Source organism: Mesorhizobium dulcispinae (assembly GCF_033977345.1).
In the GTDB taxonomy this organism is placed as follows: Bacteria; Pseudomonadota; Alphaproteobacteria; order Rhizobiales; family Rhizobiaceae; genus Mesorhizobium; species Mesorhizobium dulcispinae.
Genome location: NZ_JAVIIY010000008.1, coordinates 53,434 through 80,299, shown reverse-complemented (window position 1 = coordinate 80,299; position 26,866 = coordinate 53,434). Strand labels below are relative to the sequence as shown.

19 protein-coding genes are annotated in these 26,866 nt (G+C 60.3%); 15 read left to right on the top strand and 4 right to left on the bottom strand.

All coding sequences use genetic code 11. The features are described from left to right. Nucleotides 1–158: 158 nt before the first annotated feature. A complete protein-coding gene (locus RFN30_RS18405; RefSeq protein ID WP_320263509.1) occupies nt 159–2,087 on the bottom strand; it encodes a TPR end-of-group domain-containing protein in 1,929 nt (642 codons plus the stop codon). Nucleotides 2,088–2,825: 738 nt separating this feature from the next. On the opposite strand from RFN30_RS18405, the gene RFN30_RS18400 reads away from it, so the two are divergent. The 7 genes from RFN30_RS18400 (at nt 2,826) to RFN30_RS18370 (ending at nt 12,159) form a co-directional block, all read left to right on the top strand. After that, on the top strand, nt 2,826–3,491 hold the full coding sequence (locus RFN30_RS18400) for a hypothetical protein (RefSeq protein WP_320263508.1): 666 nt from the start codon (nt 2,826–2,828) through the stop codon (nt 3,489–3,491). 7 nt (nt 3,492–3,498) lie between these two features. Further along, nucleotides 3,499–6,546 carry an OmpA family protein gene (locus RFN30_RS18395; protein ID WP_320263507.1) on the top strand — a complete coding sequence of 1,016 codons (3,048 nt, stop codon included), beginning with the start codon at nt 3,499–3,501 and terminating at the stop codon, nt 6,544–6,546. A gap of 13 nt (nt 6,547–6,559) precedes the next feature. Next, nucleotides 6,560–7,054 (top strand): Rab family GTPase, encoded by a 495-nt coding sequence (locus RFN30_RS18390; protein ID WP_320263506.1) that lies wholly within the window; start codon nt 6,560–6,562, stop codon nt 7,052–7,054. A 3-nt stretch (nt 7,055–7,057) separates the two neighbouring features. Next, nucleotides 7,058–8,128: an adenylate/guanylate cyclase domain-containing protein gene (locus tag RFN30_RS18385; RefSeq protein ID WP_320263505.1), complete on the top strand. Its 1,071-nt coding sequence runs from the start codon at nt 7,058–7,060 to the stop codon at nt 8,126–8,128. Between the two features lie 422 nt (nt 8,129–8,550). Further along, nucleotides 8,551–9,765 carry a glycosyltransferase family protein gene (locus tag RFN30_RS18380; RefSeq protein WP_320263504.1) on the top strand — a complete coding sequence of 405 codons (1,215 nt, stop codon included), beginning with the start codon at nt 8,551–8,553 and terminating at the stop codon, nt 9,763–9,765. Nucleotide 9,766: 1 nt separating this feature from the next. Then, the gene (locus RFN30_RS18375) at nt 9,767–11,011 is read left to right on the top strand and encodes a glycosyltransferase (RefSeq protein ID WP_320263503.1); all 1,245 of its coding nucleotides are present in this window, start codon (nt 9,767–9,769) and stop codon (nt 11,009–11,011) included. Beyond that, nucleotides 11,008–12,159 (top strand): glycosyltransferase family protein, encoded by a 1,152-nt coding sequence (locus RFN30_RS18370; protein ID WP_320263502.1) that lies wholly within the window; start codon nt 11,008–11,010, stop codon nt 12,157–12,159. The genes RFN30_RS18375 and RFN30_RS18370 overlap by 4 nt, the downstream gene beginning before the upstream one ends. 57 nt (nt 12,160–12,216) lie before the next feature. On the opposite strand, the gene RFN30_RS18365 is transcribed toward RFN30_RS18370, so the two are convergent. Beyond that, nucleotides 12,217–12,891, bottom strand: a complete 675-nt coding sequence (locus tag RFN30_RS18365) for a class I SAM-dependent methyltransferase (RefSeq protein ID WP_430699064.1) — start codon at nt 12,889–12,891, stop codon at nt 12,217–12,219. An 80-nt stretch (nt 12,892–12,971) separates the two neighbouring features. On the opposite strand from RFN30_RS18365, the gene RFN30_RS18360 reads away from it, so the two are divergent. The 4 genes from RFN30_RS18360 to RFN30_RS18345 all read left to right on the top strand — a co-directional run bounded on the left by RFN30_RS18360 (nt 12,972) and on the right by RFN30_RS18345 (nt 17,598). Continuing rightward, nucleotides 12,972–13,301, top strand: a complete 330-nt coding sequence (locus RFN30_RS18360) for a hypothetical protein (protein WP_320263501.1) — start codon at nt 12,972–12,974, stop codon at nt 13,299–13,301. A 16-nt stretch (nt 13,302–13,317) separates the two neighbouring features. Beyond that, complete coding sequence (locus tag RFN30_RS18355; protein ID WP_320263500.1) at nt 13,318–16,032, top strand: ABC transporter transmembrane domain-containing protein; 2,715 nt, start codon at nt 13,318–13,320, stop codon at nt 16,030–16,032. Nucleotides 16,033–16,218: 186 nt separating this feature from the next. Beyond that, nucleotides 16,219–16,668 carry a cyclic nucleotide-binding domain-containing protein gene (locus RFN30_RS18350; protein WP_320263499.1) on the top strand — a complete coding sequence of 150 codons (450 nt, stop codon included), beginning with the start codon at nt 16,219–16,221 and terminating at the stop codon, nt 16,666–16,668. Between the two features lie 75 nt (nt 16,669–16,743). Next, nucleotides 16,744–17,598, top strand: coding sequence for an MBL fold metallo-hydrolase (locus RFN30_RS18345; RefSeq protein ID WP_320263498.1), 855 nt, complete (start codon nt 16,744–16,746; stop codon nt 17,596–17,598). A gap of 57 nt (nt 17,599–17,655) precedes the next feature. Here the strand turns inward: RFN30_RS18345 and RFN30_RS18340 are convergent, their stop codons facing one another. Next, a complete protein-coding gene (locus RFN30_RS18340; protein ID WP_320263497.1) occupies nt 17,656–18,423 on the bottom strand; it encodes a polysaccharide deacetylase family protein in 768 nt (255 codons plus the stop codon). After that, a complete protein-coding gene (locus RFN30_RS18335) occupies nt 18,420–19,508 on the bottom strand; it encodes a glycosyltransferase family 4 protein (protein ID WP_320263496.1) in 1,089 nt (362 codons plus the stop codon). Before RFN30_RS18335 ends, RFN30_RS18340 begins: the two co-directional genes overlap by 4 nt. A gap of 92 nt (nt 19,509–19,600) precedes the next feature. Between RFN30_RS18335 and RFN30_RS18330 the strand changes: the two genes are divergently transcribed. The 4 genes from RFN30_RS18330 (at nt 19,601) to RFN30_RS18315 (ending at nt 26,755) form a co-directional block, all read left to right on the top strand. After that, complete coding sequence (locus tag RFN30_RS18330; protein WP_320263724.1) at nt 19,601–20,770, top strand: DUF3095 domain-containing protein; 1,170 nt, start codon at nt 19,601–19,603, stop codon at nt 20,768–20,770. Nucleotides 20,771–21,035: 265 nt separating this feature from the next. Beyond that, nucleotides 21,036–22,373, top strand: coding sequence for an adenylate/guanylate cyclase domain-containing protein (locus RFN30_RS18325; protein WP_320263495.1), 1,338 nt, complete (start codon nt 21,036–21,038; stop codon nt 22,371–22,373). Between the two features lie 609 nt (nt 22,374–22,982). After that, on the top strand, nt 22,983–25,754 hold the full coding sequence (locus tag RFN30_RS18320; protein ID WP_320263494.1) for an MFS transporter: 2,772 nt from the start codon (nt 22,983–22,985) through the stop codon (nt 25,752–25,754). After that, nucleotides 25,751–26,755: an ABC transporter substrate-binding protein gene (locus tag RFN30_RS18315; RefSeq protein ID WP_320263493.1), complete on the top strand. Its 1,005-nt coding sequence runs from the start codon at nt 25,751–25,753 to the stop codon at nt 26,753–26,755. Before RFN30_RS18320 ends, RFN30_RS18315 begins: the two co-directional genes overlap by 4 nt. The last annotated feature ends 111 nt before the right edge of the window (nt 26,756–26,866 follow it).

The window sequence follows — 26,866 nt, the reverse complement described above, 5'->3', positions numbered from 1 at the left end:
TTGCCCCTCCGGGCCCGCCAACAATTTAAGCATTTGATTTTATTGTATTTTATAGCCATTTTGGACTCGGCGCAGCGTCACCGACCGGCGCGACGCGGCCTTTCGGAATCGGAAGTCACGGCCTAAAGCCATCTCGCAGTCCCGAGCGGGAAATGGCTCTAAGCTCCGGAAGGCCGTCCTTCGGTTCCGCTTCCTGATTGGCCTTCTGCCTTCGCCAAACTGACCTCCAGGCGCTCGATCAGCGCCCGATAGCGCGGATTATCGCGCAGAGGATTCATATCCACGTCCTGCGCCATCCAGTGCACTTGCTGCAATCCAAGCTGCGGCACGCAGTGCCCCAGCGTGTCGATCGCCTTTTCGACGGCGCCGATCGCCGCAAGGAAACACGCGACATTGTAATGGCTGTTATAGTCCTCCGGGTCGATGGTGATCGCGCGCTCGGCCCACTGGAGGGCGCGTTCGTCCAGGCCGAGATTGTGGAGGATGTAACAACCATAGGCATAGGCTGCCCCATCGTCCGGATAGAGCTGCATGGCTTTCTCGATGCGGGTAAGCAACTCCCCTGAAAGCCTGTGGGCTTCCTCCTCGTCGCCCAGCGTCTTGCGGCAATCCCAGAGCATGCACATCGCACCATAGCTGTTGCGATCAACCTCCGCCGCCTTCTCATAGGCAGCCGCGGCCTCTGCGAACTTGCGCTCCATGCGCAGCACGTCGCCCAAGGTCCTGTGCGCCTCGTAGAGATCGGGATCGAGCGCGATTGCTCGCCGACAGGCGGCGCCTGCGAGCTCGATTTGCTCCTTCTGGAAATGTGCCATCGCGTGGGCCACGTGAGCTTCCGCCAGCGTCGAGTCCAAGGCCAGCGCGCGCTGCGCCTCGGCGCTCAAGGTGACAAGGTTTGCGCTGGGATCTCCGGATCTCAGCAACATGCCTTCAGCTAGCGCCAGCCCGGCCCGCGCCAGCGCGTATTCAGGATCGATCTCGAGCGCCCGCTGGTAGAGGCGTCGGGCGGAAAGGTGATTGCGACGGCCCAGGCGCAAGAAATGCTGCCGTCCCATGAGGTAATATTGATAGGCTTCTACGTTCTCCGTCGTGCGCTTGCCGATGGCAGCATACTCGGCCGGCATCAGCCGGATCTTCAGGGCATCGACGATGGCCCGTGCGATCTCGTCTTGGAGCGCAAATATGTCGTTAAGATCACGGTCGTAGCGTTCGGCCCACACATGATGCCCACTCGTCCCGTCGATCAGCTGCGCCGTGATCCGAACGCGACTACCCGCCTTGCGTACGCTGCCTTCCAGCACATGCGAAACGCGCAATTGCCGCGCCGCTTCGCTGACGTCCATCGACTTGCCTTTGAGGGCAAAGGTCGTGTTGCGCGCCGTGACTGCCAGCGCCCCGACCTTGCTGAGGTCCGTAATGATGTCCTCGGTGATGCCGTCAGAAAAGTATTCCTGCTCTGGGTCGCCACTCATGTTGGTGAAAGGCAGCACGGCGATCGATGGTCGGTTGCGGAACGGAAGCGCATCCTTGGCCGACGGCACGGACGAGCTGGTCTGGGATTGCTCAATGGACATGACACGGTAAGCGCGTACCGGCTCCGCAATGTTGTGAACCCGTTGCTCGCCGATATCCGTATAGACGTATTCGAGTTTGCCTTTTACTTGATCGTAAATGGCGCGCCCGATGCAAACGCCGCCAGGCTCCGCTAGCTTTTCAAGCCGTGCCGCGATGTTCACACCGTCTCCGTATATCGTGTCGTCTTCGACGATCACGTCGCCGAGATTTACGCCCATACGGAACGCCATACGCCGGTTTTCGGGGAGGCCGGCGTTCTCGCCGCCCAGCTCGCGCTGCAGCTCGATCGCACACTGCACGGCGTTAACCGCGCTCCCAAACTCGATCAGCAGGCTGTCCCCGGCCGAGCCGACGATGCGTCCGTGGAACCGCGCGATTTTGGGCTCGAACACCTCAGCTCGGAACCGCTTCAGCCGCCCCAGCGTTCCCAACTCGTCGGCCGCCATCAGCCGCGAGTAACCTGCCACGTCGGCAGCCAAGATCGCCGCAAGCCTGCGTTGCTCTTCTCGCAAGGGACGGACCTCCCGCCAGTTGGAACAATCTTAGCCTAAGAAACGGCGCGAGCGAGCCCTTGTTCGGATGCCTGGAATCCGAAATTGGCTAAGGAAGCATATCGTAGCGAAATTCGACTGCGCGGCAGGTCACGGAACCTTTCGGAACGATGCGGGAAGATTTCTGATTCAAGACCACGAAATAATCAATGAAATCAACAACTTGAGCACATCCTCCGGGCCCGCCATCGTCTATCAATGACTTAGCGGGCTGTGGCAAAACTCACGGAACGTATCGGAACCCGGCACAGATCAGAGTCAAAACGGGTATCTCCGAGACTTTTTCATCAACCTGTTAGTGCCTATTTCTTCCGTTGGTTGGCCAAGTCCCGGTGGCGAACTTCCGCGCGTCGCTTTGATTTTGTTGGCCTGCGATATGGGCACCGCCAGATCAGCCCATTGCGATTCATCCAAAGAGCCTGCGCAACCTATTTGCGCTCCAGTGACTATAGTCTGACATTTTGATACGCCTTTCGATGGCAGATTGCGTCCAATGGTCGATTGGATTGGCGGGCCGCTATCACATAGCGGTACCGAGAGCGACACCAATCGGAACTCGTGCATTTGTTGCGGGTCCAAGAGACGAACAAGGGAGGCACGAATCGGCCCGCGCCGACAGGATTCCAGCTTGCGGGCCGGGTATTTGTCTGACATGATTTATCACTTCCTAATGTTGCACTGGGCAATTGGGGCATAGTGATGGCTAAGGAATCTTCGACTGCCGCTTCTTCAGCAAACAAAGCGGACGCAAATCTCATAGGTAATGCAGAGGGAAACGGGCTGAACTTCATGGCGGGCCAGGCGCGCGAGGGCGGGCCCGGCGGTGACGCTCCAGGTGTCGACAAGATACGCGATCTCTTGTTCGGCAATCAGATGCAGGACTATGATCGCCGCTTCTCCAAACTTGAGGAACGGTTCCTGCAGCGGTTCAAGGATGTCGAATCCGAGGCCAAGCGCAATCTTGAGACCTACGAGTCGAATGCCAAGAAGCAGGTTGACTCGCTGGCGACGCAGTTGCGGAACGAAAAAGATGCGCGAGCCGAGGCCGACAAGGAGATCGACCGCAATCTTCGCGATCAAAATCAGGCGCTTGAAAAGCAGGTGCGCGCTTTGTCTGATCAATTGAGCGAGCTCGAGCGCGAAATAGCGGATCGCATGAACAGAAGCGACCATTTGCTGCGCGAGGAAATCAAGCAAAAGAATGAAAGCGCTCAAATGCTGATGGAGAAGATCTTTTCCGATCTCAGCAACGTCAAGACCGACCGAAATCTTTTGGCCGGCCTGTTTGTCGAGGTCGCGAAATGTCTCAATCAGGATCCCGTCGGCAGCAAGGGCAATTCGGAGCGTGGCTGGAAAGTGAGTTGATCGGAAGTTGACGTCGAGCGTCGAACCAATCAGCCTTCCTCAAAGAACAGCTTCGAACGATACCGGGATTGATCGCGAGGCTTTGGCCCGCCTTTTGGTGGAAATTGCCCGGAACGTCGATCCGGACAACCATGCGCTTTACGAAGGCGTTCCAGCCGCCGATCATCGGCTGGAAAGGCTTCGCCAACTGCTCGTCGGCGGCGAAATCTCGGAACTTTCACGCGTTACGCACCTGCTCGACGAACCTGAGCAGCTTGCGGCCGCTGTAGGGAACGTTCTCCCCACTGCAGCCGCAGGTGCGTCTCTTGTGCAGCTCGGCGAGGCCCTTGCGCCAGCCGTCGAGAGGGCAGCGCAACGGTCCATCCAGAAGAACCCCAGCGCGCTGACCGATATATTGTATCCGGTGTTTCTGCCGGCTATTCGCAAGTCGATCGGTGAAAAAATCGACCAGACTTTTCAGTCGTTGAATGAATCTTTAAGACATATATTTACCTGGCATGGCCTCAAGTGGAGATTTGAGGCCTGGAGAACGGGAACAAGCTTCTCCGAAGTCGTTCTCAAGCATTCTCTTGTCTATCGCGTGGAGCATGTCTTTCTCATCAGCCGCAGCTCCGGGCTTTTGATCGCGCATGTAACAGCCGAAAACGCGACCAGCGAAGACCCTCAACTGATTTCCTCGATGCTCAGCGCAATCCAGGATTTTGTGAAGGACTCGTTCAACGAGAAAGAAAACAGCGGCCTGGACACCATCCGGTTCGGAGAGCTTCGCCTCTGGTCGGAAGTCGGACCGTTTGCGACGCTGGTTGCGGTGATCAGGGGAAATCCGCCCGAGGAGTTGCATGACGTAATCCGCGACGTATTGCTTCGCATCCATGATCAGTCCTCGCAGGCTTTGGAGCGCTTCGACGGGGACACCTCGCAGTTGCCCGGCGTAGAGACCCAGTTGCAGACCTGCGTCGAGCTGCAGCATACGGATTCAAAAGAGGGATTCCCGTGGCTGGTGGTGACGGCAGCCCTGCTGATTCTGACTGCGGCAGGCGCCTGGTTCTTTCTTTCCTGGCAAGCCGGGCAGCGCTGGCAGACCTATCTGTCGCGACTGGCGACCCAGCCGGGGATCGTCGTTTCCGAACAAAAAATTCGCGGCGGCCAGTTCTACATTGCCGGCCTGAGGGACCCGCTCGCCGCCGACCCGCAGTCGCTGTTGTCGGGAACGGAGGTCGATCCCGCCCGCGTTCATTCAAACTGGCAGTTCTATCAGAGCCTCGAGCCGGAATTCGTGCTGAAGCGGCTGACGGCGTCGCTGGCGCCGCCGGATTCGGTACGACTCTCGGTCGTCGATGGTCGCATCGTCGCCGAGGGTGAGGCGACCACCACGTGGATCAACCGGGCGCGGGCCGCTGCCCAGCAGCTTTCGGCAGGCGGCCCGGTCTTCGACATCTCCGGGGTCCGCGATGTGAGCGCCGAGGAGCGCTGGCAGGCCTATGTGTCGCGACTGGAGACCCAGCCTGGCATCATCGTCGCCGATCAGAATGTGCGCGACGGCCAATTCTATATTACCGGTCTGAGAGACCCGCTTGCCGCCGACCCGCAGTCGCTGTTGGCCGGAACGCAGGTCGATCCCGCGCGTGTTCATGCAAGCTGGCAATTCTACCAGAGCCTTGAGCCGCAGTTCGTGCTGAAGCGGCTGACGGCGTCGCTGGCGCCGCCGGATTCGGTGCGGCTTTCAGTAGTCAATGATCGCATCGTTGCCGCGGGTGAGGCCACCACCGCGTGGATCAACCGGGCGCGGGCCGCCGCCCAGCAGCTTTCAGCCGGCGGCCCGGTCTTCGACATCTCCGGGGTCCGTGATGTGAGCCCCGAGGAGCGCTGGCAGGCCTATGTGTCGCGACTGGAGACCCAGCCCGGCATCATCGTCGCCCAACAGAATGTGCGCGATGGCCAATTCTATATTACCGGCCTGAGAGACCCGCTTGCCGTCGACCCGCAGTCGCTGCTGTCCGGGACGCAGGTCGATCCCGCCCGCGTTCATTCACAGTGGCAATTCTATCAGAGCCTTGAGCCGGAGTTCGTGTTGAAGCGGCTGACGGCGTCGCTGTATCCGACGGATACAGTGCGACTTTCGATCGTCAATGACCGCATCGTTGCCGAGGGTGAGGCTCCCGATACCTGGATAGATCGGGCGCGCGCAGCGGCACGACAGCTTTCAGTAGGCGGACCGGAGTTCGACATCTCCAAGGTTCGTGATGTGAGCCCCGATGCACGCGCGGCGGAGCATTGGCAGTATTATGTGTCGCGACTTGAGGCCCAACCGGGAATCATCGTCGCTCAACAAACGGCGAGGGGCGGACATTTCTACATTTCCGGTCTGAGAGACCCTCTTGCCGCCGACCCGCAAGCTCTGCTGTCCGGAACGGAGGTTGATCCTGCCCGCGTTCATTCACAGTGGCAATTCTATCAGAGTCTTGATCCGAAGTTCGTGGTGAAGCGGCTGACGGCGTCGCTGTCCCCGCCGAAATCGGTTCGGCTTTCGATCGTCCAGGGTCGCATCGTTGTCGTGGGCGAGGCTCCTGCCGGCTGGATCAGCCGGGCGCAGGCCGCCGCCGACCAACTTTCGGCGGACGGAGTGGTTCTGGATGTCTCGCAGCTGCGCGAGCTGAACCTTGCAGAACTTAATCATTTGAGAGAGGCCATCCAGACGACCGATATTTTCTTCTCTTCCGGTAGAGTTGTCCCGGGACCGGAGCAGACGCCGGTGCTCGACAGATTGGCTGATCAGTTGAAGGAATTCGCCGAAAATGCCCGCAAGGCAGGCGTGACAGCGCGGTTCATGTTGACCGGCCATTCGGACACGACGGGCCGTGAGACGGCCAACGCGTCGATCAGCGCCGCCCGCGCCGAGACAGTTCGCGCGCTTCTCAACAAGCGCGGCGTCGCTCCGGAACTGCTGCTGGTTCGGGGCGCCGGCACCTTTGAGCCGGCGGTACCCGAAAATGAAAATAGTCGAACTGGGAACTCCACCAATCGCCGGGTTTCGGTTACGGTGAACCTGGAGTAGTGCGGAGCCCAGGATGCTGCAAAAAAAGATCTGCATGTTGGGCGGGTTCGCTGTCGGCAAGACGAGCCTGGTGCGCAGGTTCGTGCAAAGCATCTTCTCGGAAAACTACCTGACCACGGTGGGCGTGAAAATCGACAAGAAGAGTGTCGCACTCCCGGACAAAACCGTGGATCTGATTTTGTGGGATTTGGCCGGCGAAGACGACATCGGTTCATTCCGCGTCAGCTATGTGCGAGGTGCGACCGGGCTCGTGCTCGTCGTCGATGGAACCCGGCCCGCTACTCTTGCCGTGGCGCTCACGCTGCGCGAGCGGGCCGAGGCCGAATTCGGCGCCATGCCGTTCGTATTGCTGTTCAACAAATCCGATCTGGCCGATCGGTGGGCAATATCGGATGGTGAGATTGACGAACTGAAGCAACGTGGATGGCAAATCTATCTGACAAGCGCGCTTTCTGGCGAACATGTTGACGATGCGTTTCGTCAGCTTGCCTCGATGGTCGCCAAATAGACCATGCCCAGAGTGCCGAAAGAAGTCAGAAGCTGGATATACGATTTCTTCTACAATGAGCGCTCTGCCGCATATCTGAAAATTGACGCCCGGCAATGCATAGCCGCGAAGGGCGGCAACTTTGAACATTACGGACTCTCGTCGCTTCGCATTGGCAAGCCCGTTGCCGATCAGCTTGAATTCATGGAAGGGCTGCTGCCTTGCCCGGAGCTTCCATACCATATGCCCATGGTGGAACTGCCCGGCGGGTGTGTCGCGGACCTTCATCTCTTTGGCGACGGCGGCTCCGTGTGGCTGCTCTTTCTCGACGCCACTCCCGAACGCGACAACCAGCAGCGGCTGCAACAGAAGGCTTATGAAATGACGCTCCTGCAGGAGAGGGAGCGTCAACTCAATGAGAAATTACAATCGACGAACGAGGCATTGAGGGAGAGCCAGGAGGGGTTGTCGCGCGAATACCGGCGCGCCGAATCCCTGCTCCTCAACATTCTTCCGGCGTCGATCGCGGAGCGGCTGAAGGCGGACGAGCAAATTGCAGACAGCCACGCGGAGGTGAGTGTGCTTTTTGCCGACATCGTCGGTTTTACGGAAAGAGCGCGGAGCGTTGGAGCCACGACAACGCTCGCTATCTTGAATTACTTCTTCAAGGCGGCGGATCTGCTCTCGGAGCAACATGGCTGCGAAAAGATCAAGACCATCGGCGACTGCGTGATGGCGGTTGCCGGCCTGCCCACCGCGCGATCCGATCATGCACAAGCCCTTGTGCACTATGCGCTTGAGCTGCGGGAGGCGGCCAGACGCGAGCGCTTCGCGGGCGAACCGCTAAGTCTTAGAATTGGAATTCACTCAGGACCGATCGTGGCGGGCGTCATAGGCAAAAGACGGTTTGTCTATGACCTGTGGGGCGACACCGTCAATCTCGCCGCGCGGATTCAAAAGGCCGCGGAGCCCGATGAAATCCGTATCTCGGATGCAACTCATAAACTGCTTGGACCAGATTTTGCATGCGACCCACTCGAGGAAACGGAATTGCGTGGTACAGGTCGTGTGCGAATGTGGCGGCTCCCGGCCTGATTTGCCGCTTGGCAGTGTCGGACCCCGGGGCGCATTGCATTCCTTGGACACCGTTGCCGAAATTCTCGGTGGGCTGATATGAAAGGTGCATGAGAAAATTCGACCGGCCAATGATGAGAGGCGCTTTTGATCGCGCGTGAGCTTGCCAGCACCGCTCTGGTTGCCAATGCCCTCGGGACAGGCAGGATCAATTTTAAGGATCGCATCGTAGACCGGGTCCATGACCCAAGTACCTATTGGGTCGGTTGGCCTTAATTGCATTCACTATCGTAACCGTGCCGCCCTGGACGCTCTAAGGGGAACGACGAAAGGGCTAGGCGGCTCCCTGTGGCAAGTCGGACAAGTCGGTAGACCCTTGATGGCTTCGAGGCCTGCGGGGTCGCCTACGGTCCTGAAGCGAGAATTCGAAAAGACGTTCAACAATGACCCAGCACGTACAAGACGCTCGAATTCTCATGTATAGCCACGACACGTTCGGGCTCGGCCACTTGCAGCGCTGCCGGACGATCGCGCATTCGCTGGTCGAGGATTTCCGCGGACTTCAGGTGTTGATCATTTCAGGCGCGCCTATCGCCGGCGCCTTCGACTATCGCGCCCGTGTCGACTTCGTGAAGATCCCCAGCGTCATCAAGTTGCGCAACGGCGAGTACACGTCGCTGGAAAAGGATATCGATCTGCATGAGACGCTAAGGATGCGGCAGTCGATCATCCGCCACACGGCCGAGACCTTCCGGCCGGATATCTTCATCGTCGACAAGGAACCGCTCGGCCTGCGCGGTGAGATCGAGGACACTCTGTCCTACCTCAAGACGCGGGGTACCACGCTCGTGCTTGGCCTGCGCGAGGTGATGGATGCGCCGCATCTGCTCGAAGCAGAGTGGGCACGCAGGGATGTAATGCGCAAGATAGGCCTGTTCTACGACAAGATCTGGGCCTATGGCCCGCCGGATTTCTACGATCCGTTGACCGGCCTGGATGTGCCGCCGGCTGTCAGGGCAAAGATGAGGTTCGTTGGTTTCCTGCAACGGAGCCTGCAGCGGATCGAGTTGCCCGGCCACCGGCCCGAGGGCGAGTATATCCTCGTTACCACCGGGGGCGGCGGTGACGGCGCGGAACTGATCCACGACGTCATCGATGCCTATCAGCAGGACCCGCACTTGCAGCATAGGGCGCTGATCGTGCTTGGGCCCTACATGCCGGCGCGCAAGCGCAACAAGCTGCTCAAGAAGGGGGCCAAGATCCCCTACATCAAGATCATCGAGTTCGACAACCGCATGGAAGACCTGATTGCCGGCGCCAAGGCGGTAGTGGCGATGGGCGGTTACAACACCTATTGCGAGATACTGTCTTTCGACAAGCCGGCGCTGATCGTGCCGCGCACCGAGCCTCGGGAGGAACAACTGATCCGCGCCCGGCGCGCAGCCGAACTCGGCCTCATCGAGATGCTTTTGCCGGAAGAAGCCAAGGATTCCCAGCGGTTTGCCGATGCACTGGTGGTGCTGCCGGACCGGCCCCGCCCATCACAGAGCAATCCGCATCTGACGCTGGAAGGGCTGCCTCATATTTCCGAAATCGTCGCGGAACTGCTCGAACGGCGGGCCGGCCATCACCTTTCGGTCATCGAAGGACTGAACTGAGTTGCAACGCCGCAAGATCGTCGTGGTTCTGAAGGGCTATCCGCGGCTGTCGGAAACCTTCATCGCGCAGGAACTGCTCGGTCTGGAGCGTGCGGGGTTCGAACTGATACTCGTCGCGCTGAGGCGGCCGACCGACGCAAAACGCCACCCCGTGCATGACGAGATCAAAGCGCCCGTCCATTATCTGCCGGAATATCTGCATAGAGAGCCGCTGCGCGTGCTTCGCTCGCTGTTTGCTCATCTGCCGCGGCCGGGCCTCTGGCGCGCGCTCGGATCGCTGGCTACCGATCTCCCCCGCGACTTCACGCGCAATCGTGTGCGTCGCTTCGGACAAGCGCTCGTGCTGGCAGCCGAATGGCCGGAAGGGGCGGGATGGTTGCATGCGCATTTCGCACACACGCCGGCATCGGTGACGCGCTATGCCAGCCTGCTTCGTGGTCTGCCCTGGAGCTGCTCAGCCCATGCCAAGGACATCTGGACTTCGGCGGACTGGGATCTGGCTGGCAAGCTTTCCTCGGCGCGCTGGACGGTCACTTGCACGAAAACCGGCTTCGACCGTCTGAAAGAACTCGCTAACGGCAACTCGTCTGTGCATCTGAGCTATCATGGGCTCGACCTTGATCGCTTCGGCATTTTCGGCGAGGCGCGAAAGCAGCGTGACGGCTCGGCGCCGGACGAACCGGTTATCGTTCTGAGTGTCGGGCGCGCCGTTGAAAAGAAAGGTTACGATACCTTGCTGAAGGCGCTTGCCCTTTTGCCTGGCGATTTGGCGTGGCGTTTCGAGCATATCGGCTCCGGCGAGGACCTGGAACGGCTCAAGGCGCTGGCGCAAAAGCTTGGACTGGATGGTCGCATCTCCTGGAAAGGCGCGCTTGCGCAGAAGGAGGTGCTCGAGCACTACCGCCGCGCCGACATCTTCGCCCTGGCCTGCAGGATCACCGCAAATGGCGACCGGGACGGTCTGCCGAATGTTCTGGTGGAGGCGGCCAGCCAGCGGCTTGCCTGCGTGTCCACCGATATTTCCGGCGTGCCGGAGCTTTTATCGCCGGATGAAACCGGGCTGCTGGTTCCGCCTGAAAACCCAATTGCCCTGGCACAGGCGCTGGAACGCCTGATCCGGGATCCCGTGCTGCGCGCCCGCCTCGGCGACGCCGCAGAGCAGCGCGTGCGCGGCAATTTCGATCATACGGCAAGCATTGGACAGCTCAAGGAACTGTTCGAGCGCGAGTGGCGGGCCGCCGATTGACGCGCGTCTTCCTCTATGTCCAGCACCTGCTCGGTATCGGCCATCTCGCGCGCTCCAGCCGCATCGCGGCGGCTCTGGTCGATGACGGGTTCGACGTAACCGTCGTGACCGGCGGAGCGCCGATCGCGGGGTTTCCGGGACCAGGGGTAAAATCTGTAACCCTGCCACCCGTCACCTCAGGCGATGAAGGATTTTCGGGACTTGTCGACCTGCAGGGCAAACCAGTCGACGATGATTTCAAGCAACGGCGTTCGGAGATGCTGCTGCAGGCATACCGGGATTGCCGGCCTGATATCGTCATTGTCGAGGCGTTTCCATTTGGACGCCGGCAGATGCGTTTCGAACTCTTGCCGCTGATCGAGGCCATCGACGCGACGTCACCCAGACCGCTGCTGGCGACGTCCGTCCGTGATATCCTTCAGGAGCGCGTCAAGCCGGGCCGAAACGAGGAAACGGTCGATCTCATCAACAGGCATTTCAACCTTGTCATGGTCCACGGCGATCCGGCTTTCGCAACCATCGACAAGACATTTCCGCTGGCTGGGGCGATCAGGGCCGAGGTCGCCTACACAGGTCTCGTTGCGGCGCCGCCAGCGCCCGCGGCCTCCGAGCGCTTCGACGTTCTGGTGTCGGTTGGCGGCGGGGCTGCCGGAAAGAGCCTTGTGAGCGCCACCATCGCAGCGGCGCGGAATGCCAACAACTGTTGGAAATGGTGTTTGATCACCGGCCCAAACCTGCCGAAAGTCGAGTTCGACGCGATCGCATACGACGCCACGCCGGGCCTGTCCATCTTCCGGTTCCGCGAGGATTTCGCCAGCCTGCTGGCCGGTGCCCCCCTGTCGGTCTCGCAGGCGGGTTACAACACGGTCTGCGATGTCCTGCGCGCGGGGTGTCGCTCCCTGCTCGTTCCATTTGCAGCCGGCGGGGAAACCGAACAAACGGTTCGCGCCCAGATGCTCGAAGAACTCGGTCTTGCAACGGTGCTGATGGAAAAGGACCTGACGCCTGACGGTATGGCGCAAGCGATCGAACGGGCGCTTGCGGCACCGCCGCCATCGGCGCACCATCTCGATCTGGAAGGCGCGCGTCACTCGGCGCAAATCCTGCGCGAGCGGTATAGAACATGGTCCCTGAAAACCGGCCCCTAACGGGCGTCGCGCGATATCGTTGTCCCAGAACCGCCACGCTCTTTCGGGCGAAATGCGTCAAACGGTTCCAATCAGCATGAAGCGCGTATATTTTTTTGTCGGCAGTTCACCGGAGAACCGCACCTCCCGTAGCGCCGCCATTGCTTCGAAGGCTGCCAGTGAAGCCACGCAGTTGATGTGCGTCGGCTCGCTGAAATAATCGTTGGATTGCAGCAGCACATTCGTGCCCCGCGGAAGCAGAGCAAGCCAGGCGCGCAGATCGGCTATGTGTTCGCAGCTCGTATTGACAATCAGGTCGGACCGCCCGGCCGCATAGTCGAGTGCATACATATCCGCCGTCAGCGCCCGGAACCGGTCGCCGGCTTCCCGGTTGAGGGTCCGGGCGACCGGCCCGACTTCGGGATCGATGTCGATGCTATCGATCGCCGCGATGTCGAAGCGGGCATCGTTGAAAAGCATTGCCGGCAATACGCCGTACCATCCACCCAGAACCCATATGCGCTCGAACCGGCCGCCGCAGCTTTCGAACAGCCTGTCGAGCGCCCACATCTTGCAGGCGACCTGCTTGTGGTTGAAGGCGTTGGCGATATCGGCCTTCGGATGCTTGGCGATGACGCGCGCCAGCCCTGCCACCAGCGGGTGGTTGACATAGGCAGCAATTCCCCGCGTGAGGTCCAAGGCTTGCTCGTGCTGGTCCATGCCGGCATTGCGTGGTTGCGTGACATCCATCATATTCGTCTTGTATGTCGGGGTTTCGGGCGACACAACGCAATCTTGCCTCCCGCAAGCCTGTTTGATTCGCGGACGTGATCATGCCGCAAGCCGCTTCGCCATTGTCCGGTGCCGGAGAGAGCCTGTTGCATCTGTTCGGACCATCGGCGTCCATCCGCCAGCGCCAGCCGCGCAGCTGCAGCCCCGTGCTGCTCGGCTATTCGTCAAAACCCTACGGAAGCAGCGAACCGTTTGGCCAGCTGCTTTCTTCGCCGATGAACAATGCCCATGTCGTTGTCATCGCCCATGCGCCGGATCTGGATCGCGCCGCCTGGCAGGTTCCTTCCACTGCGAACCTGTTGCTGGCGACGAAGAAATCGCCGACACGCCGTTCGCCAGCAGGTGCTTTTTGCATCCGTCCATCCAACTGAAGGTCCACAGTCGCATATGGAACCCAGCCTAGTCCGATATATCTGGAGGTATACCAAGAAGCAGCAGATCTGGACATTGGTGATCGTCTTGCTTTCGATGATCCCGTATTTCATGTCCTTCGATCTGCCGAAGCTGATCGTCAACGGCCCGATCCAGGGGCGCGGTTTCGAGCAACCGGGCGCGACCCGACCATTCATGAAGCTGCACTATGACCTGCCGTTCATTGGCGAGGTCCAGCTCTTCTCCGGTTTTCAGCTCGACCGCGAGGAGACGCTGTTTGCCCTGAGCCTTGTGTTCCTCTTGCTGGTCATCATCAACGGCCTCTTCAAACTCTACATCAACACCTACAAGGGCCGCCTCGGCGAACGCATGCTGCGGCGTATCCGCTTCGATCTGGTCGATCGTGTGCTGCGGTTTCCGCCGCGCTACTTCAAACGGGTGAAATCCGCCGAAGTGGCGACCATGGTCAAGGACGAGGTGGAGCCGCTGGGCGGCTTCATCGGCGATGCCTTCCTGCAGCCGGTACTGCTCGGCGGCCAGGCGCTGACGGCCATGCTGTTCATCGTGGTCCAGAACTTCTGGCTCGGAATGATCGCAGCCGTGATCGTGGTGATCCAGATCGTGCTCATCCCGCGAATGCGGCGGCGGCTTATCGTACTCGGGCGCGAGCGACAGCTGACGGCGCGCGCGCTTTCGGGCCGGGTCGGCGAAATCGTCGACGGCATCGGCGCGGTTCACGTCCACGATACATCAAACTACGAGCGCGCCGACATAGCTGCCCGGCTCGGGCGCATCTTCAAGATCCGCTTCGATCTTTACCAATGGAAATTCATGGTGAAGTTCCTGAACAATTTTCTCGCGCAGGTCACGCCGTTTCTGTTCTACATGATCGGCGGATATCTAGCCATCGAGGGGCGGCTGGACGTCGGCCAGCTCGTGGCCGTGATCGGCGCCTACAAGGATCTGCCTGGACCGATGAAGGAACTGATCGACTGGGATCAGGCGCGGCAGGATGTCCAGGTCAAATATCAACAGGTCGTTGAACAGTTCTCCGTCGAGAGTGTCATTGCACCGAGAATCGCGGCATTGACGGTCGACGATCCGCCTCCGATGACCGACCCGCTGTCGGCGATCAGCCTGTCCGTAGCAGACGATGGCGGTGCGATGCTCCTCGACCGCATCTCCGTCCAAGTCAAGCCGGGTGAGACGGTGGCGCTGGTCAGTACCGCAACAGGTGGAGCCGACGCCCTTGCAGAAGCCTTCGCGCGGCTGGTCTGGCCCAGCAGCGGAAAGGTCGCCTCGGGCGCCGATGACCTGCTTGAACTCCCCGAAGCAGTGACCGGCCGGCGCATCTCCTATGCCTCGTCGGATGTTTTCCTGTTCCAGGCAAGCCTGCGCGACAATCTGCTCTACGGGTTGAAGCATGCGCCGCTGACATCGGTGACTTATGAAGGCGCTGCGGCGGACCAGCGCCGCTGGGACATCGAGGAGGCGAGCCGATCGGGCAATCCGGATCATGATATTCACAGCGACTGGATAGACTATGCTTCCGCCGGCGCTACCGGCTCGCACGACCTCTTTGAACCCGTGCGCCGGGTGCTCGACGCGGTCGTCCTGTCGCGCGACATTCTGGATCTTGGCCTGCGTTCTTCGGCCGACCTCACGCGTCACACGGAGCTTGCCAGGCACATCGTCGAACTGCGTGCGGCGCTGCGGACCCGGCTGGAACACGAAGGGCTGAGCGGACTGGTGGTTCCTTTCGAACCGGGCGCCTACAACAAGGAAGCAACGATCGGCCAAAACCTGCTCTTCGGCGCTGCCGCCGGTCCCGAACTGGCTGATAGGGCTCTGGCGGCCAATCCCTATTTTGCTTCCGTGCTGAAGCAATCCGGCCTCGACCGCGCGCTCTACGAAATGGGCATGGAGATCGCGGAACAGACGATCGAGCTGTTTGCCGACCTGCCGCCCGATCACCAGTTCTTCCAGCAGCTCGCCTTCATGAGCGCCGAGGAGATACCCGCCTACGAAACCTTGCTGCAACGGCTCAAGAACCGTCCCTATGACGCGGTTTCGGAGAACGATCGCGCCATGATCGTCACCTTGAGCTTTGCCTATATCGAGCCCCGGCACCGCTTCGGCCTGCTGAGTGACGAGCTGATGAGCAAGATCGTCGCTGCACGCAACATGTTCTATGAAAACTTGCCGCCCGACCTGCAAAATGCGGTCGAACGCTACGATCCTGCCAAATACATTGCCGCGGCTACCGTCATGGACAATGTCCTGTTCGGGCGTGTGGGCAACAACCATCCCGACGCGCCGGACCGCATACGCTCCATCGTCTATGACATTCTTGACGAACTGGGGCTTTACGGCGAACTTCTGGATGTCGGCCTGGACTTCAACGTCGGCTCCGGTGGCAGGCGGCTGACCGGTGGACAGCGACAAAAGCTCGATGTTGCCCGGGCCCTGCTCAAGCGTCCCGATTTTCTCATTCTCAACCGGCCGCTGGAGGCGCTCGACCAGCGCATGCAGGAGAAGGTGCTGCGAAACGTGCTCGAGGAAGCCAGACGCGACGGCCATTCGCCGGCAATTGTGTGGGTCGTGACGAATCCGGCAATGGGGATGATGTTCGATCGCGTTGTCGTCTTCGACTCGGGTCGTTTGGTGGAAGACGGAACTCAAGAGACACTTCTGGCAAGGAGCGGTATTTTCAAGGAACTGCTGTCATAGAGCATAGGACATTCAGACGGGATTATTCTGCCGGTGGGAACTTGCTGCAAGGTCAGGAATTGGGGTTTGCGGCCGATCGGGCTCGCCACCTTTCGCCTGGTTCGTCTCGCCGTCTGGAAACAGAATTCCATCTGGGTGCCGGTTGTTCTAATCTCGCAGGCGTGAATTTCGGGAAGGTTTGCGATAATGCTTCTCAAGGATGAGGTTGGAATGCTGCAACGCGTTCCCTTGTTCTCTGGCGTGGAGCCGACAAAGCTCAAGCTGCTTGCGTTCACATCCGATCGCGTGAGCTACAGCGCCGGCGAGATCCTTTTCCGGCAGGGCGACGAGGGAGACGCCGCTTATGTCATCCTTTCAGGCAGGGCGGATATTCTGGTCGATTCCGACAGCGGGCCGATAAAAGTTGCCGAACTGGTGCCAAATTCGATCGTTGGCGAGATAGCCATATTATGCAACAGCAGTCGCACTGCCACCGTCAGAGCCGCAAGTCCGCTGGAGGCCTTGAGAATCCGCAAGGATCATTTCCTGAGGCTTATGAAGGAGTTCCCGGAAATGACCATCGAGATATTGCGGGTTCTTGCCGATCGCCTAAGCCATACGACCGCGGATCTGATCGATGCACGAAGCACCAAGTAACGACTGACGCGCGCTTAATCCTCGCCGTCGTGATGGCACCGGCTACCATGGGCGACTGGACTGCGAAGAGGTAGCATGGACGACGACGTTTTCCTGGTCAGATTTTGGGGTGTGCGCGGCAGCATTTCGGTATCGGGGCCAGAATTCTCCCGTTATGGCGGCAACACAATCTGTATTGAGATGCGGTGCGGCAAGCATACGCTTCTGTTCGACGCGGGCTCTGGCCTGCGGCCTGCCGGCGAAACGTTTCGTGCGACGGGCGTGACCGATTTCGACCTGTTTTTCACCCATTGCCATTACGATCACATCATCGGGCTGCCGGCTTTTAAGCCGATCTATGACCGAGGCGTCAAAGTCAGGCTCTGGTCCGCGCATCTTGCAGGACGCATGACGACCCGGCAGATGGTCGATGAGTTCATGCGGCCGCCTTGGTTTCCGGTGAAACTCGATATCTGCAAGGCAAACATTGACTGCTGCGATTTCGTATCCGGAGACGTGCTTCGGCCGCGCGAAGGGGTGGTGGTCCGAACCGGCAGTCTTTTCCATCCGGGCGGCTGCATAGGCTACCGGGTCGAATGGGGCGGCCGCGTCGTGGCAGTGATCACCGACACCGAGCACAAGCCTGGCGAACTCGATCAGGCGGTGCTCGGCCTGATCAAAGATGCCGACCTCGTCATCTACGATTGTGCGTACACCGAGGAGGAAATGGAACGCCGCCGCGGTAACGGGCACTCGACATGGCAACAGGGCGTCAAGCTCTGCGAGGCAGCCGGTGCGCGGGAGCTTGCGCTGTTTCACCACGATCCGGCACGCACCGACGAGGAACTGGACGAGATCGAGAAACTGGCCAAGGACAGGTTTGCCGGAGCTTTTGCCGCGCGGGATGGCCAGACGCTCAAATTTCCGGCCTCGTTGCGCAAAGAGCGCTGAGCTATTTTCCTCTATCTTCTTCTTTGACGCAATTCCGGACGGGAAACCGCTCACACTTTATCCTGGAATTGCTCTACCGGCGCCGCGGCCGATCAATGTCTTGATCGGAAGCCATGCGCAGGCTTCAGCCTGCGCGGTGACTGTGAACAGCCGTTCAAGGAAAAGCCAGGCCGATTCATCGTGGACGAGATGGTGGGTGAGCAGGCCGACCGGCCCGCCGCCGCCGAATGCATGCAATTGCGCGACGATAGCCTGAACCAACACGCCATGGTCGCGGCAACCGCGCGTGCCATGCCAATCCATGATGTCGACATTGCTGTTGATGACCGCCAGCGAAGCTGGCTTCGGCGGTCCATAGACCGACAATGCCGCAAATCCTATCGATCCAAGCTCGGATACCAGGCCGGCGTCGATCCTGTTCCAGGGTGGCACCAGCATCGGAACGGCACGTGCGCCGTGCAGGCCGGTTATGCGCGACAGCCCGCGAGCCAGATCATCGAGCACCGCCTCGCGTGGCCGATGCGGGCCGAGTTCCTGCTTTTTCTGGCCCTCGGGCGCATGGTTTCGGTGCGCCCAGCCATGGACGGCGACAGTGGCATGCGGCGCCTCGTCAAGCCGGGCGACAAGCTTCTCATCGGTCAGGGCCGGAATGACGGCCAGGGTGACCGGAACCGCGAATTCGCCGGTGAGGTCGAGCAGCCTGTCCAGCGCAGGCGTCGGCTCCACGGCGTCATCGTCGCGCAGCCAGAACTCTGCCTTACGGCCCGTTCGTTGCCGGCGCGCCAGTTCTTCTGCCAGGGGTTGCCAAATCTGATCGGATGTCATGAAGCCGGGATCTTCGCAAGAAGTTCGGCCAGCCGCGCCGCCGCGGCACCGAGGGAGCGTTCTTCGAGGATGAAACGTCTGGCTTCCGCGGCCATGATGGCACGTTCGTCGTGACGGGCCAGAAGCCTTTCAATGGCAGAAGCGAACGCCGCCACGTCGCCCGGTGGGGTGAGAAACCCGGCTTGGCCATCCCGCACGACCTCCGGCACGCCGGCGATATTCTGAGCCACCACCGGAAGGCCGGCGGCCTGTGCTTCAAGATAGGCAACGCCATAGGCCTCGCCGAACCCCGGCCAGACGTAGATTCCCCCACTGTAGAGGACATCCGGCACGGCGGCCGGCTCAACAGCACCAACCCATTCGATACGGTCGGCGGGCAAGCCGGCGAATTGCGCTTTGACCTCTTCACGGGCAGGCCCGTCGCCGACGACCGACATGGTCCAGGGCAGATGGCTGATCGAACCGAGCGCTTGCGCCAGCATGCGATAGCTTTCGACTTTGTCGCCCGGGCGCATCATGGCGACGGTAACGAGGCGCGTCGGGCAACCCCGCGCCGGTGTTTCCCGGAATAGCGATGTGTCGATGAAGGGCGAAAGCATGTCGAAAGCGGCGTCGGGTATCGCATCTGCCAGTCCCTGACGATCCCTTTGCGTCAAGCAGATGTTCAGTGCCGCCTGTTCGACGGCCCGCGCCACCAATGCTTGCGTATCGGCCCACAAACCGGCGTTGCGCCGGCTCGAATAGGAGGCTTCCGCCGTCACATAGGGGACAGCAAAAGCCGACGCCAGCTCGGGCCCGATCAGATCGGGCGCCTTGTAATAGGGGTGATAGGAGAACCAGAGATCTGGCTTGCCGTCACGATCCCAAAGCCTTGTCAGCCGCGCGGCTTCCTCCCGGGCCTCGATCTTGAGCGCATCGAAACTTTTCGGGTCCGGTTCGCGTAGATAGAAGCGCAATTCGGATGCCAGCTCGACGCTATGCCCCCCATGTTCCAGCGCCTTGACCAGCATCCGTGCCATCTGGCGGTCGCCGGAGGCAATGGGATCATTGGGTGACTTCAGCGGCGCGTAGAAGGCAATTCGCATCGCCGGACCCTATCATCGGAAAGCCGGCGCAAGTCAATTTCGAAGCATGATCGACTTCACCTTCAAGCAGTGGAATATGCTATCTGATGCTCATGGAAACAGCTGCCGCGTCCGACCCGTTTGTCGCGTCTCTGCCGGTCTTCGCAAAGTTCGAAAGCGTTGCCGATATCGACAACTATCGGCCTCTCCCCGATGGCTGGGCGCTGGCCACCGCCGACATCGTCGGCTCGACCAAGGCGATCGCGGCTGGGCGCTATAAGACCGTCAACATGGCTGGCGCCAGCGTCATTTCGGCACTGCTCAATGCGCTGGGTCGGCAGGATTTTCCCTTTGTCTTCGGCGGCGACGGCGCGCTCGTGGCGTTTCCCGGCTCGGCGCTGGAGATCACCCGCAACGCGCTTGCGGCTGTCCAGAGATGGGTGGCGGACGAGCTGGACCTGACCTTGCGTGCCGCAATCGTGCCGATAAGGGACATAAGAGCGCAAGGCCTCGACGTTCGCGTGGCGAGGTTCCAGGCCTCCGAAGCGGTCTTCTATGCCATGTTCGCCGGCGGTGGCGGCAGTTGGGCGGAAGCCGAGATGAAAGCGGGGCGCTACCGCATCGATCCCGCGCCGGCCGGCGCGCGGCCGGATCTGACAGGCCTCTCTTGCCGCTGGAACCCTATCGAAGCCCGGCATGGCGAAATCGTCTCGATCATAGCCATACCGGGGGCATCGCGCGACTTGCGCGGCTTTCAGTTGCTGGTTTCCGACATCATCGCCCTTGCCGGCAGGCAGGAGCGCGATGGCCACCCGGTGCCGGTGAACGGGCCGAACTACAGTCTGCTGCCCGCTGGTCTCGACATCGAGGCGCGGGCCACGGCGCCGGCAGGACGGCGGTGGCTGACGAAGCTGTGGGTAGTGTTCCTGATGACGCTTACGGCTGTCACCGATAGATATGGCTGGACGATCGGCAGCTTCGATCCGAAGGTCTACAAACGCGACGTGGCCAGCAATTCGGATTTCCGCAAGTTCGACGACGGCTTGAAGATGACCATCGACGTTGACGCTGATGTGTTGCAACGGATCGAGAGCCGGCTGAAACAGGCGGAAGAGGCGGGCATCTGCAGCTATGGCCTGCACCGCCAGAAATCGGCCTTGATGACATGCCTCGTCGCTTCGCCGCTGCAGCGCGATCACCTTCATTTCATCGATGGCGCGGCCGGCGGCTATGCGATGGCTGCCGCAAGCCTGAAGGCGAAGGTGCCGGTGGTGAAGGCCTGACGGCGTCTGAGCCGGCGAATTTTTTGGCCGATGTCACAATCGTGTTTGCACTCCGCCGGCAGCCTCGCCACATAGTGCTGCAGAACATAGATGCAGTTACGCCTGCTCCCTGGCCGCAAGGACAGTCATCCGGGAAATTCTTCGCCGCTTTTGCCGCCGAAGCCGGCATGGTTGACTTCGGGGCTCTTGTCTTTGGGTCGTTGGCGGACTGTGTTATGGCGGATCAAAGCATAAAGGCTCCGTCTTCGACGGATTTCGAGATAGCATGAGCACAGCACAAGCAGAAATTTCCACCATTCTCATGGACAAGGTTGCAGATTGGCTGAACCAATCGGCACTCGCGGGCAACGACCTGGAGACATTGATAAAAGGCTTTTGCGAACGGCTGGCTGCTGCCGGCCTGCCGCTGAAGCGGGTGCATTTGAGCTTTTCGATGCTTCATCCGCTTTATGACGCGCTTGGCTTCACCTGGTTTCGCGGCCAGGGCATGGAAGTGGAAGGCTTCCGCCACAAGGCCGGCTTGCCGTCTGACAGATTCCTCACCAGTCCATACTACCATCTGCTCAGCAACAAGCTCGAGCATCTGCGACGCCGGCTCGACCCATCGGTGCCGTCGGAGTTTCCTGTTTTCGATGAACTCAGGACTATGGGCATCACCGATTACATGGCCTTCGTCCTTCCCTTCAGCGGCAACACCAGTCAGGGCATGATGGGGTCCTGGTCCACCGACAGTGCCGCAGGCTTCAGCGACAGCATGATTTCGGCGCTGCTGCGCATCCAGAGCCATCTCGCCATCGCAACCAAGATGGCGGTGCTCACCAAGCTCGCCGACAACATGATGACCACTTATCTCGGCGGCGACGCCGGCAGGCGCGTGCTTGACGGTCAAATCAAGCGCGGCGAGGGCGATACGATCCGGGCCGCGCTGGTCATGGGCGATATGCGTGGGTCGTCAAGGCTTGCCGAAACCTCGGGCCGCGAAATCTACATCGATACGCTGAACCAGTTTTTCGACGCCGTTGCCGCACCGTTCAATCGTAAAGGCGGGCAGATCATGAGTTTCATAGGTGACGGCTTCATTGCCGTCTACCCTTGCGAAAGGCACCGCTCGCAGTCCGAGACCGCCTGCCAGGCTGCTCTTGGCGCAGCGCACAAGGCCATGGCGCGCATGATGGATCTCAACCTGCGCAGAAAGGAAAAGGGGTTGTCCGACATAAAATTTGGTATCGGCCTGCATGTCGGCAATGTGATGTTCGGCAATGTCGGGCTTACCGACCGGCTCACATTCTCTGTCTTCGGCGCGGCTGTGAACGAGGTCCAGCGCCTCCAGATCCTGACCAAGAAATATCCGCACAGCGTTCTCGCCAGCGAACACTTCGCCAGCTACTGCGGCGCCAACAACTGGTTGACGCTCGGCAAGGAGGAACTGCCGGGCATCAAGCAGAAGCTTACGGTGCTTGCCCCCGATCTATCGGGTGCTGCACTCGATGAAGACGGGGCGCTGGAGCCGATTCACGACCGAATGTCGGACGCCGAGCAGGTCATGCTGCTTCACCGCGATGCCTCGCGGCTGTCCGCGGGCGACCCGAGGAAGCTCCAGTAGTCGCCACGATCTGATCCGAACGCCATTGGCATGCAGTCCGGTCACCGGTTCCGCCGGGAGACGGGCGATCGCTTCGAATCCAATGAATGAGGTCGACTCGCGATCGGGAGAGGTCCCGGCGCAACACGCTGAGGGTTGCCGCAGGCTGTTGCGCGAGTGCTCGGTATCGCTATCGCTCCATAGCTGATCGGCCTGCCGCTCCCTCGTCGTCTCCATGCCCGGACACCGGGCAGATAGGCGATGATGGCGGGGCCTCGCTTTCCGGTGAGCCAGACCAACCGCCAGCTTTCCTTTTCAATCCGGAAGCCACCGAAGAGCGGGATTCTACTTGCAGCGACGCCGCCCCAATTTGCGTCACTTAAGATTTCCCTGGCCTGACAAAATCCTAACGCAAAACTAACGCTGCGCAACCCGTGCGACCGCGCGTTCAAGCGCTGTCGTAACGGCGGGTGACATAAGAATCGCCGGCGAAGGCATGGGTAGAGACACGCTGCCGGAGCGGGCGAGCGATAGGTCAAATCGGGGCACCCTGCAGCGGATGGGCGATCCACTTCAACCAGTAGAGAGAGTTGGCATCGATAATTCGGCAGCCGTGTTGGCAAAGTACCTATGACGTTACTTCTGCGTGTCTGGCTAGCGTTGACCTTTGTCCTGGCGATTGTGATTGCCATCTTGGCGGTGCTGGTCAAATTGCAGAATGAGGCTGTCTATTCGCAGCTTCTGCGACAACGCCTTTCAGTCATCGCAGCGGCAACTGCCGCCCCTTTCAGGTCGGTCTCAGAACTCGGTCTGCCGATTGCAACGATACGCAATGCAGAAGCGCTGTTGAACCGGGCCTGGCAGTCAGACCCGGCTATTTCCAACATCGTGTTGCTCGACCCATCGGGCAAGGTCGTCTGGTCGGTGTCGGATGAACCCGTTCCATTCAACACGCACCAAATGGCGCGCGCCATGGAAGAGGGCTCAAATGACATGTGGGATCTCGAGACAGCAACCGCACTGGTCAGCGGCGCCGGCATATTGGATGAGAGCAACGAACTGTCAGGCGCGCTGGCTGTCATTTATCCTATGAAGGAATTGCAGTCGCATAATAGCCTGGTCAGCTCGCAGATTCGGATGGCGGCGCTGGCGCTCCTGGCCGGCTTCTCGGCCCTGGCCTACGTGGCACTGCGCTACCGGCTGCGTCCGACCATCCGGGCCCTCGACGATATCGCCCGCCACGCCGAAGACAGCAGTATGGTGGCGGCCCGCGATTTTGCCGATCTTCACGCCACGCTTGTCACCGGCACCGCAAAATACCGCGTGGCAATGGCGAAGCTTACGGCGCTGATGGCTGCAGACCGGGGAGTTGATCCGCCAGCAGGCGTCCAGGGTGCTGACGTTATCTCGGTTCCTGACTGCCCTACGGCCATTGCGGTCTCACGACGGCTCACGCTGCTCATTGCCGCCTTGGTCTTGGGAACAACCGCATCGCTCGGCGCTGTTGCCTACCGGAGCATCGATCAATCCTTCGCCCCGGAACTTGAAAGACGTACAAGGCTTATCGGCAGCATCGCCAATGACGCCATTGCGCGAACGCTCCAGGCCGGTGTGCCGTTTGATACAATGGTCGGGGGACAGGATTTCTTCAGATCGCTGCTTCGCGACTTTCCCGAGATCTCCTATTTCGCGCTTGTCACCAACCGCCCAATCCTCGCGGTGGGTGATCGGCCCCCAATTACCACGCCTGCGATGCTACAGGCTGGGACTGTCGTACCGATCGTCGTCGACGGCAAGGCGATCGCGAATCTCGTCGTCATCAAAAATGCCGGCTACCTGTCGCGCGAGTTCCGCGATGTGATCCTCGACCTCCTGGTCGTGACTCTGGTCACAATTCTTTTGGCGGTCGAGCTGGTTTCGGTGATGACCAACCACTCGCTGGCCGGGCCGTTGAACCGCCTCGACTACATTCTGAAGCTGCAGGCTGCCGGCGACTTCTCCCAACGCATCCTGGCCAACGGGGTCAGCGCCGTCGATCGGCTGAGCCAAGCCCTGTCGTTGAGGGCGGAGCGGCTTGGAGCAATGATGGCAGTCGTTCGAGGACTTCCCGATGGCAACCGCGCTGCGCAACTGGAGCCGGATTTCATCATTCCGGCCGGTAGACCGTTGATCATGCGGTTTTGCAGCCTCAGTGACGTGCGACTTCCCCTATTCCTGATCGCAGCGGCTGACTCTTTTTCGCTGTCGTTCTTTTCGCTTTATGTCCGCGACGCCGACAACCCTATGACTTTGCTCAATCCGGGCATCGTCATCAGCTTACCGCTGGCCGCCTATCTTATTGCCATCGTTGTCGGCTCACCCTATGCGCGACCGCTGTCCAGGCGCTTTGGCCACCGCAATCTATTCCTGCTTGCAGCGATTCCGGGGGCCCTCGCCAACCTTGGCTACTTCATTTCCAACAATGTGGTGGAAATCGTCTTTTTCAGCGTTTTGAGCGGCACGGGCTATGCTTTTGCTTCGCTCTCCTGCCAAGATTATGTCATCGATGCAGCCCCAAAGGAGGAACGCGGCCAGGCGCTCGGCCTGTTCCACGTCGCACTGTTCGGAGGCTTTTATGCCGGAACTGCGTTGGGCGGGGTGATCGCCGACCGACTGGGCGAGCGCACCGTGTTCCTGGTCTGCGCGGCTTTGATCCTGATTTCAGCTGCGATGATCACTCAGATGCTACCCGCAACCAGCCACGTTTCGGCGGTGGCCAAGCCGAGCGACCGCGCCAGACTAGGGCAGTTGCTTGAAGCGATGACCGACGGGAAGTTCGCGACCCTGCTGTTTGGAATAATCCTGCCCCAAACGATCCTCGATCAGGTCTTCATCTCCTACCTCCTATCCCTGCAGATGAATGCGCTTGGCGCGTCCACGGCTGATACCGGGCGTATGATGATGGTCTATTTTCTCATGGTCATCCTGTCGGGGTCGCTGTACGGGCGGCTGCCGGCGGGCAAGATCTCGGCGGTAACCATCACTGTTGCTGGAGCGCTGCTTGGCGGAGTGACCCTGCTCGCGGCGGCGGCAATGACCAGCGGTTGGACCATGCTTGCCGCCGCAATCGGAACAGGCCTCGGCTACGGGCTGGTGACCGGGCCCCAGACGGCCACGGTGATGGAACTGGCGGAAGGACGGCTGGTCCATATTGGCTCGGAAAAGATCGTCGGCACGGTCAGGGTCATGGAGCGGCTCGGCAGCGTGGCGGGCCTGATCGTCATTGCTGGCGTGGCAGGAACGTTTGGCTACTCCGCCGGAATGGGCCTGATCGCCGTTTTGGTGCTGGCCGGAGTCGGCACGTATTTCATCTATCACGTGGCAAGCCCAGGCTTGCCAATCATGGACGGGAGGAAGGCATGAAATTCGGGCATCGTATGTTGATCGGGGCCGCATTGGCTGCTTGCTTCATTCTTCCGCCTCGAGCCGAGGCGGCGAAAAAGACTGTCGTGATGATCACCTGGCTGGGCTGCGAGGATGTCTGCAAAGGCCTGAAGGATTCGCTTGAAGAGAAGAAAGTTGACGTCAGCTTCGTCGTTGACGATGCGGCTCAGGACAAGAGCAAGTTGCCCGGCTTCATCGCCGACGCACGCGAGCGCAAGGCCGACGTGGTGGTCACCTGGGGCACAAAAACCACTCTCGGCATGATCGGCACGATGAAGGACCGGCAGAATCCTGATCTTCTCAACGATATCCCTGTGGTGTTCACCGTAGTAGCCGACCCGATCGGGGCGGGTATCATCGAGAGCTACGACAAAACTGGTCGCGCCAATGTTACCGGAACCAGAAACAGAGTCCCCGAAAGCGTCAACATCAAGAGCATCAAGCGCTACCTGCCGAACTTCGACCATCTGGGTCTCCTGTTCGATCGCAACGAGCCCAACTCCGTGAAAAAGATGGAGGAACTGACGGCGTTGTCGCAGAAAATGAAGTTCGCTTTCGACGCCTTGCCGCTCCAGACGCTCCCCGACGGCACACCGGATCCAGCGAAGCTTCCTGAGGCCACCGCCCAGTTGAAACGAGCCGGCGTGCAGTTCGTGTACCTGGGTTCGAGCACTTTCCTGGAGAAGAACGCCGATGCTTTCACCAGCGCTGCCGTGGCTAATGGCCTGCCAGTGCTCAGTCCGTATGAGCATCTGGTCGCCGAGTCCGAGGCACTGATGTCGGTAGCCGCCCGCGACTATGACGTCGGCAAGCTTGCGGGAGACCAAGTGGCCAAGATCCTGACGGAAAACGCCAAGCCCGGCGACATGCCGGTCGTAGCCATGGATAAGTTTGCCTATCTGGTGAACATGAAGGTTGCCAGGAAGCTCAACTTGTTCCCGCCGGTCGAGTTCCTGCAGTTTGTAGAGAAGGTGGAATAGCCGGGTCGATCGAGCCAGCTTCGAACACAGCGGCGCTGCACCGATCCTTCCATCCGATCGTCGGTCGGATAGGTCAGGTCAGCCGCCCATCCCCTGGGTGTCCGACATTGA

Bases quoted from the DNA above. Each gene is read 5' to 3' on its own strand.
- RFN30_RS18390 (WP_320263506.1), top strand. From the start codon at position 6,560: ATGCTGCAAAAAAAGATCTGCATGTTGGGCGGGTTCGCTGTCGGCAAG.
- RFN30_RS18330 (WP_320263724.1), top strand. From the start codon at position 19,601: ATGGAAACAGCTGCCGCGTCCGACCCGTTTGTCGCGTCTCTGCCGGTC.
- RFN30_RS18335 (WP_320263496.1), bottom strand. From the start codon at position 19,508: ATGCGAATTGCCTTCTACGCGCCGCTGAAGTCACCCAATGATCCCATT.
- RFN30_RS18360 (WP_320263501.1), top strand. From the start codon at position 12,972: ATGCCGCAAGCCGCTTCGCCATTGTCCGGTGCCGGAGAGAGCCTGTTG.
- RFN30_RS18355 (WP_320263500.1), top strand. From the start codon at position 13,318: ATGGAACCCAGCCTAGTCCGATATATCTGGAGGTATACCAAGAAGCAG.
- RFN30_RS18340 (WP_320263497.1), bottom strand. From the start codon at position 18,423: ATGACATCCGATCAGATTTGGCAACCCCTGGCAGAAGAACTGGCGCGC.
- RFN30_RS18345 (WP_320263498.1), top strand. From the start codon at position 16,744: ATGGACGACGACGTTTTCCTGGTCAGATTTTGGGGTGTGCGCGGCAGC.
- RFN30_RS18325 (WP_320263495.1), top strand. From the start codon at position 21,036: ATGAGCACAGCACAAGCAGAAATTTCCACCATTCTCATGGACAAGGTT.
- RFN30_RS18320 (WP_320263494.1), top strand. From the start codon at position 22,983: ATGACGTTACTTCTGCGTGTCTGGCTAGCGTTGACCTTTGTCCTGGCG.
- RFN30_RS18380 (WP_320263504.1), top strand. From the start codon at position 8,551: ATGACCCAGCACGTACAAGACGCTCGAATTCTCATGTATAGCCACGAC.
- RFN30_RS18400 (WP_320263508.1), top strand. From the start codon at position 2,826: ATGGCTAAGGAATCTTCGACTGCCGCTTCTTCAGCAAACAAAGCGGAC.
- RFN30_RS18385 (WP_320263505.1), top strand. From the start codon at position 7,058: ATGCCCAGAGTGCCGAAAGAAGTCAGAAGCTGGATATACGATTTCTTC.
- RFN30_RS18315 (WP_320263493.1), top strand. From the start codon at position 25,751: ATGAAATTCGGGCATCGTATGTTGATCGGGGCCGCATTGGCTGCTTGC.
- RFN30_RS18350 (WP_320263499.1), top strand. From the start codon at position 16,219: ATGCTTCTCAAGGATGAGGTTGGAATGCTGCAACGCGTTCCCTTGTTC.
- RFN30_RS18365 (WP_430699064.1), bottom strand. From the start codon at position 12,891: ATGATGGATGTCACGCAACCACGCAATGCCGGCATGGACCAGCACGAG.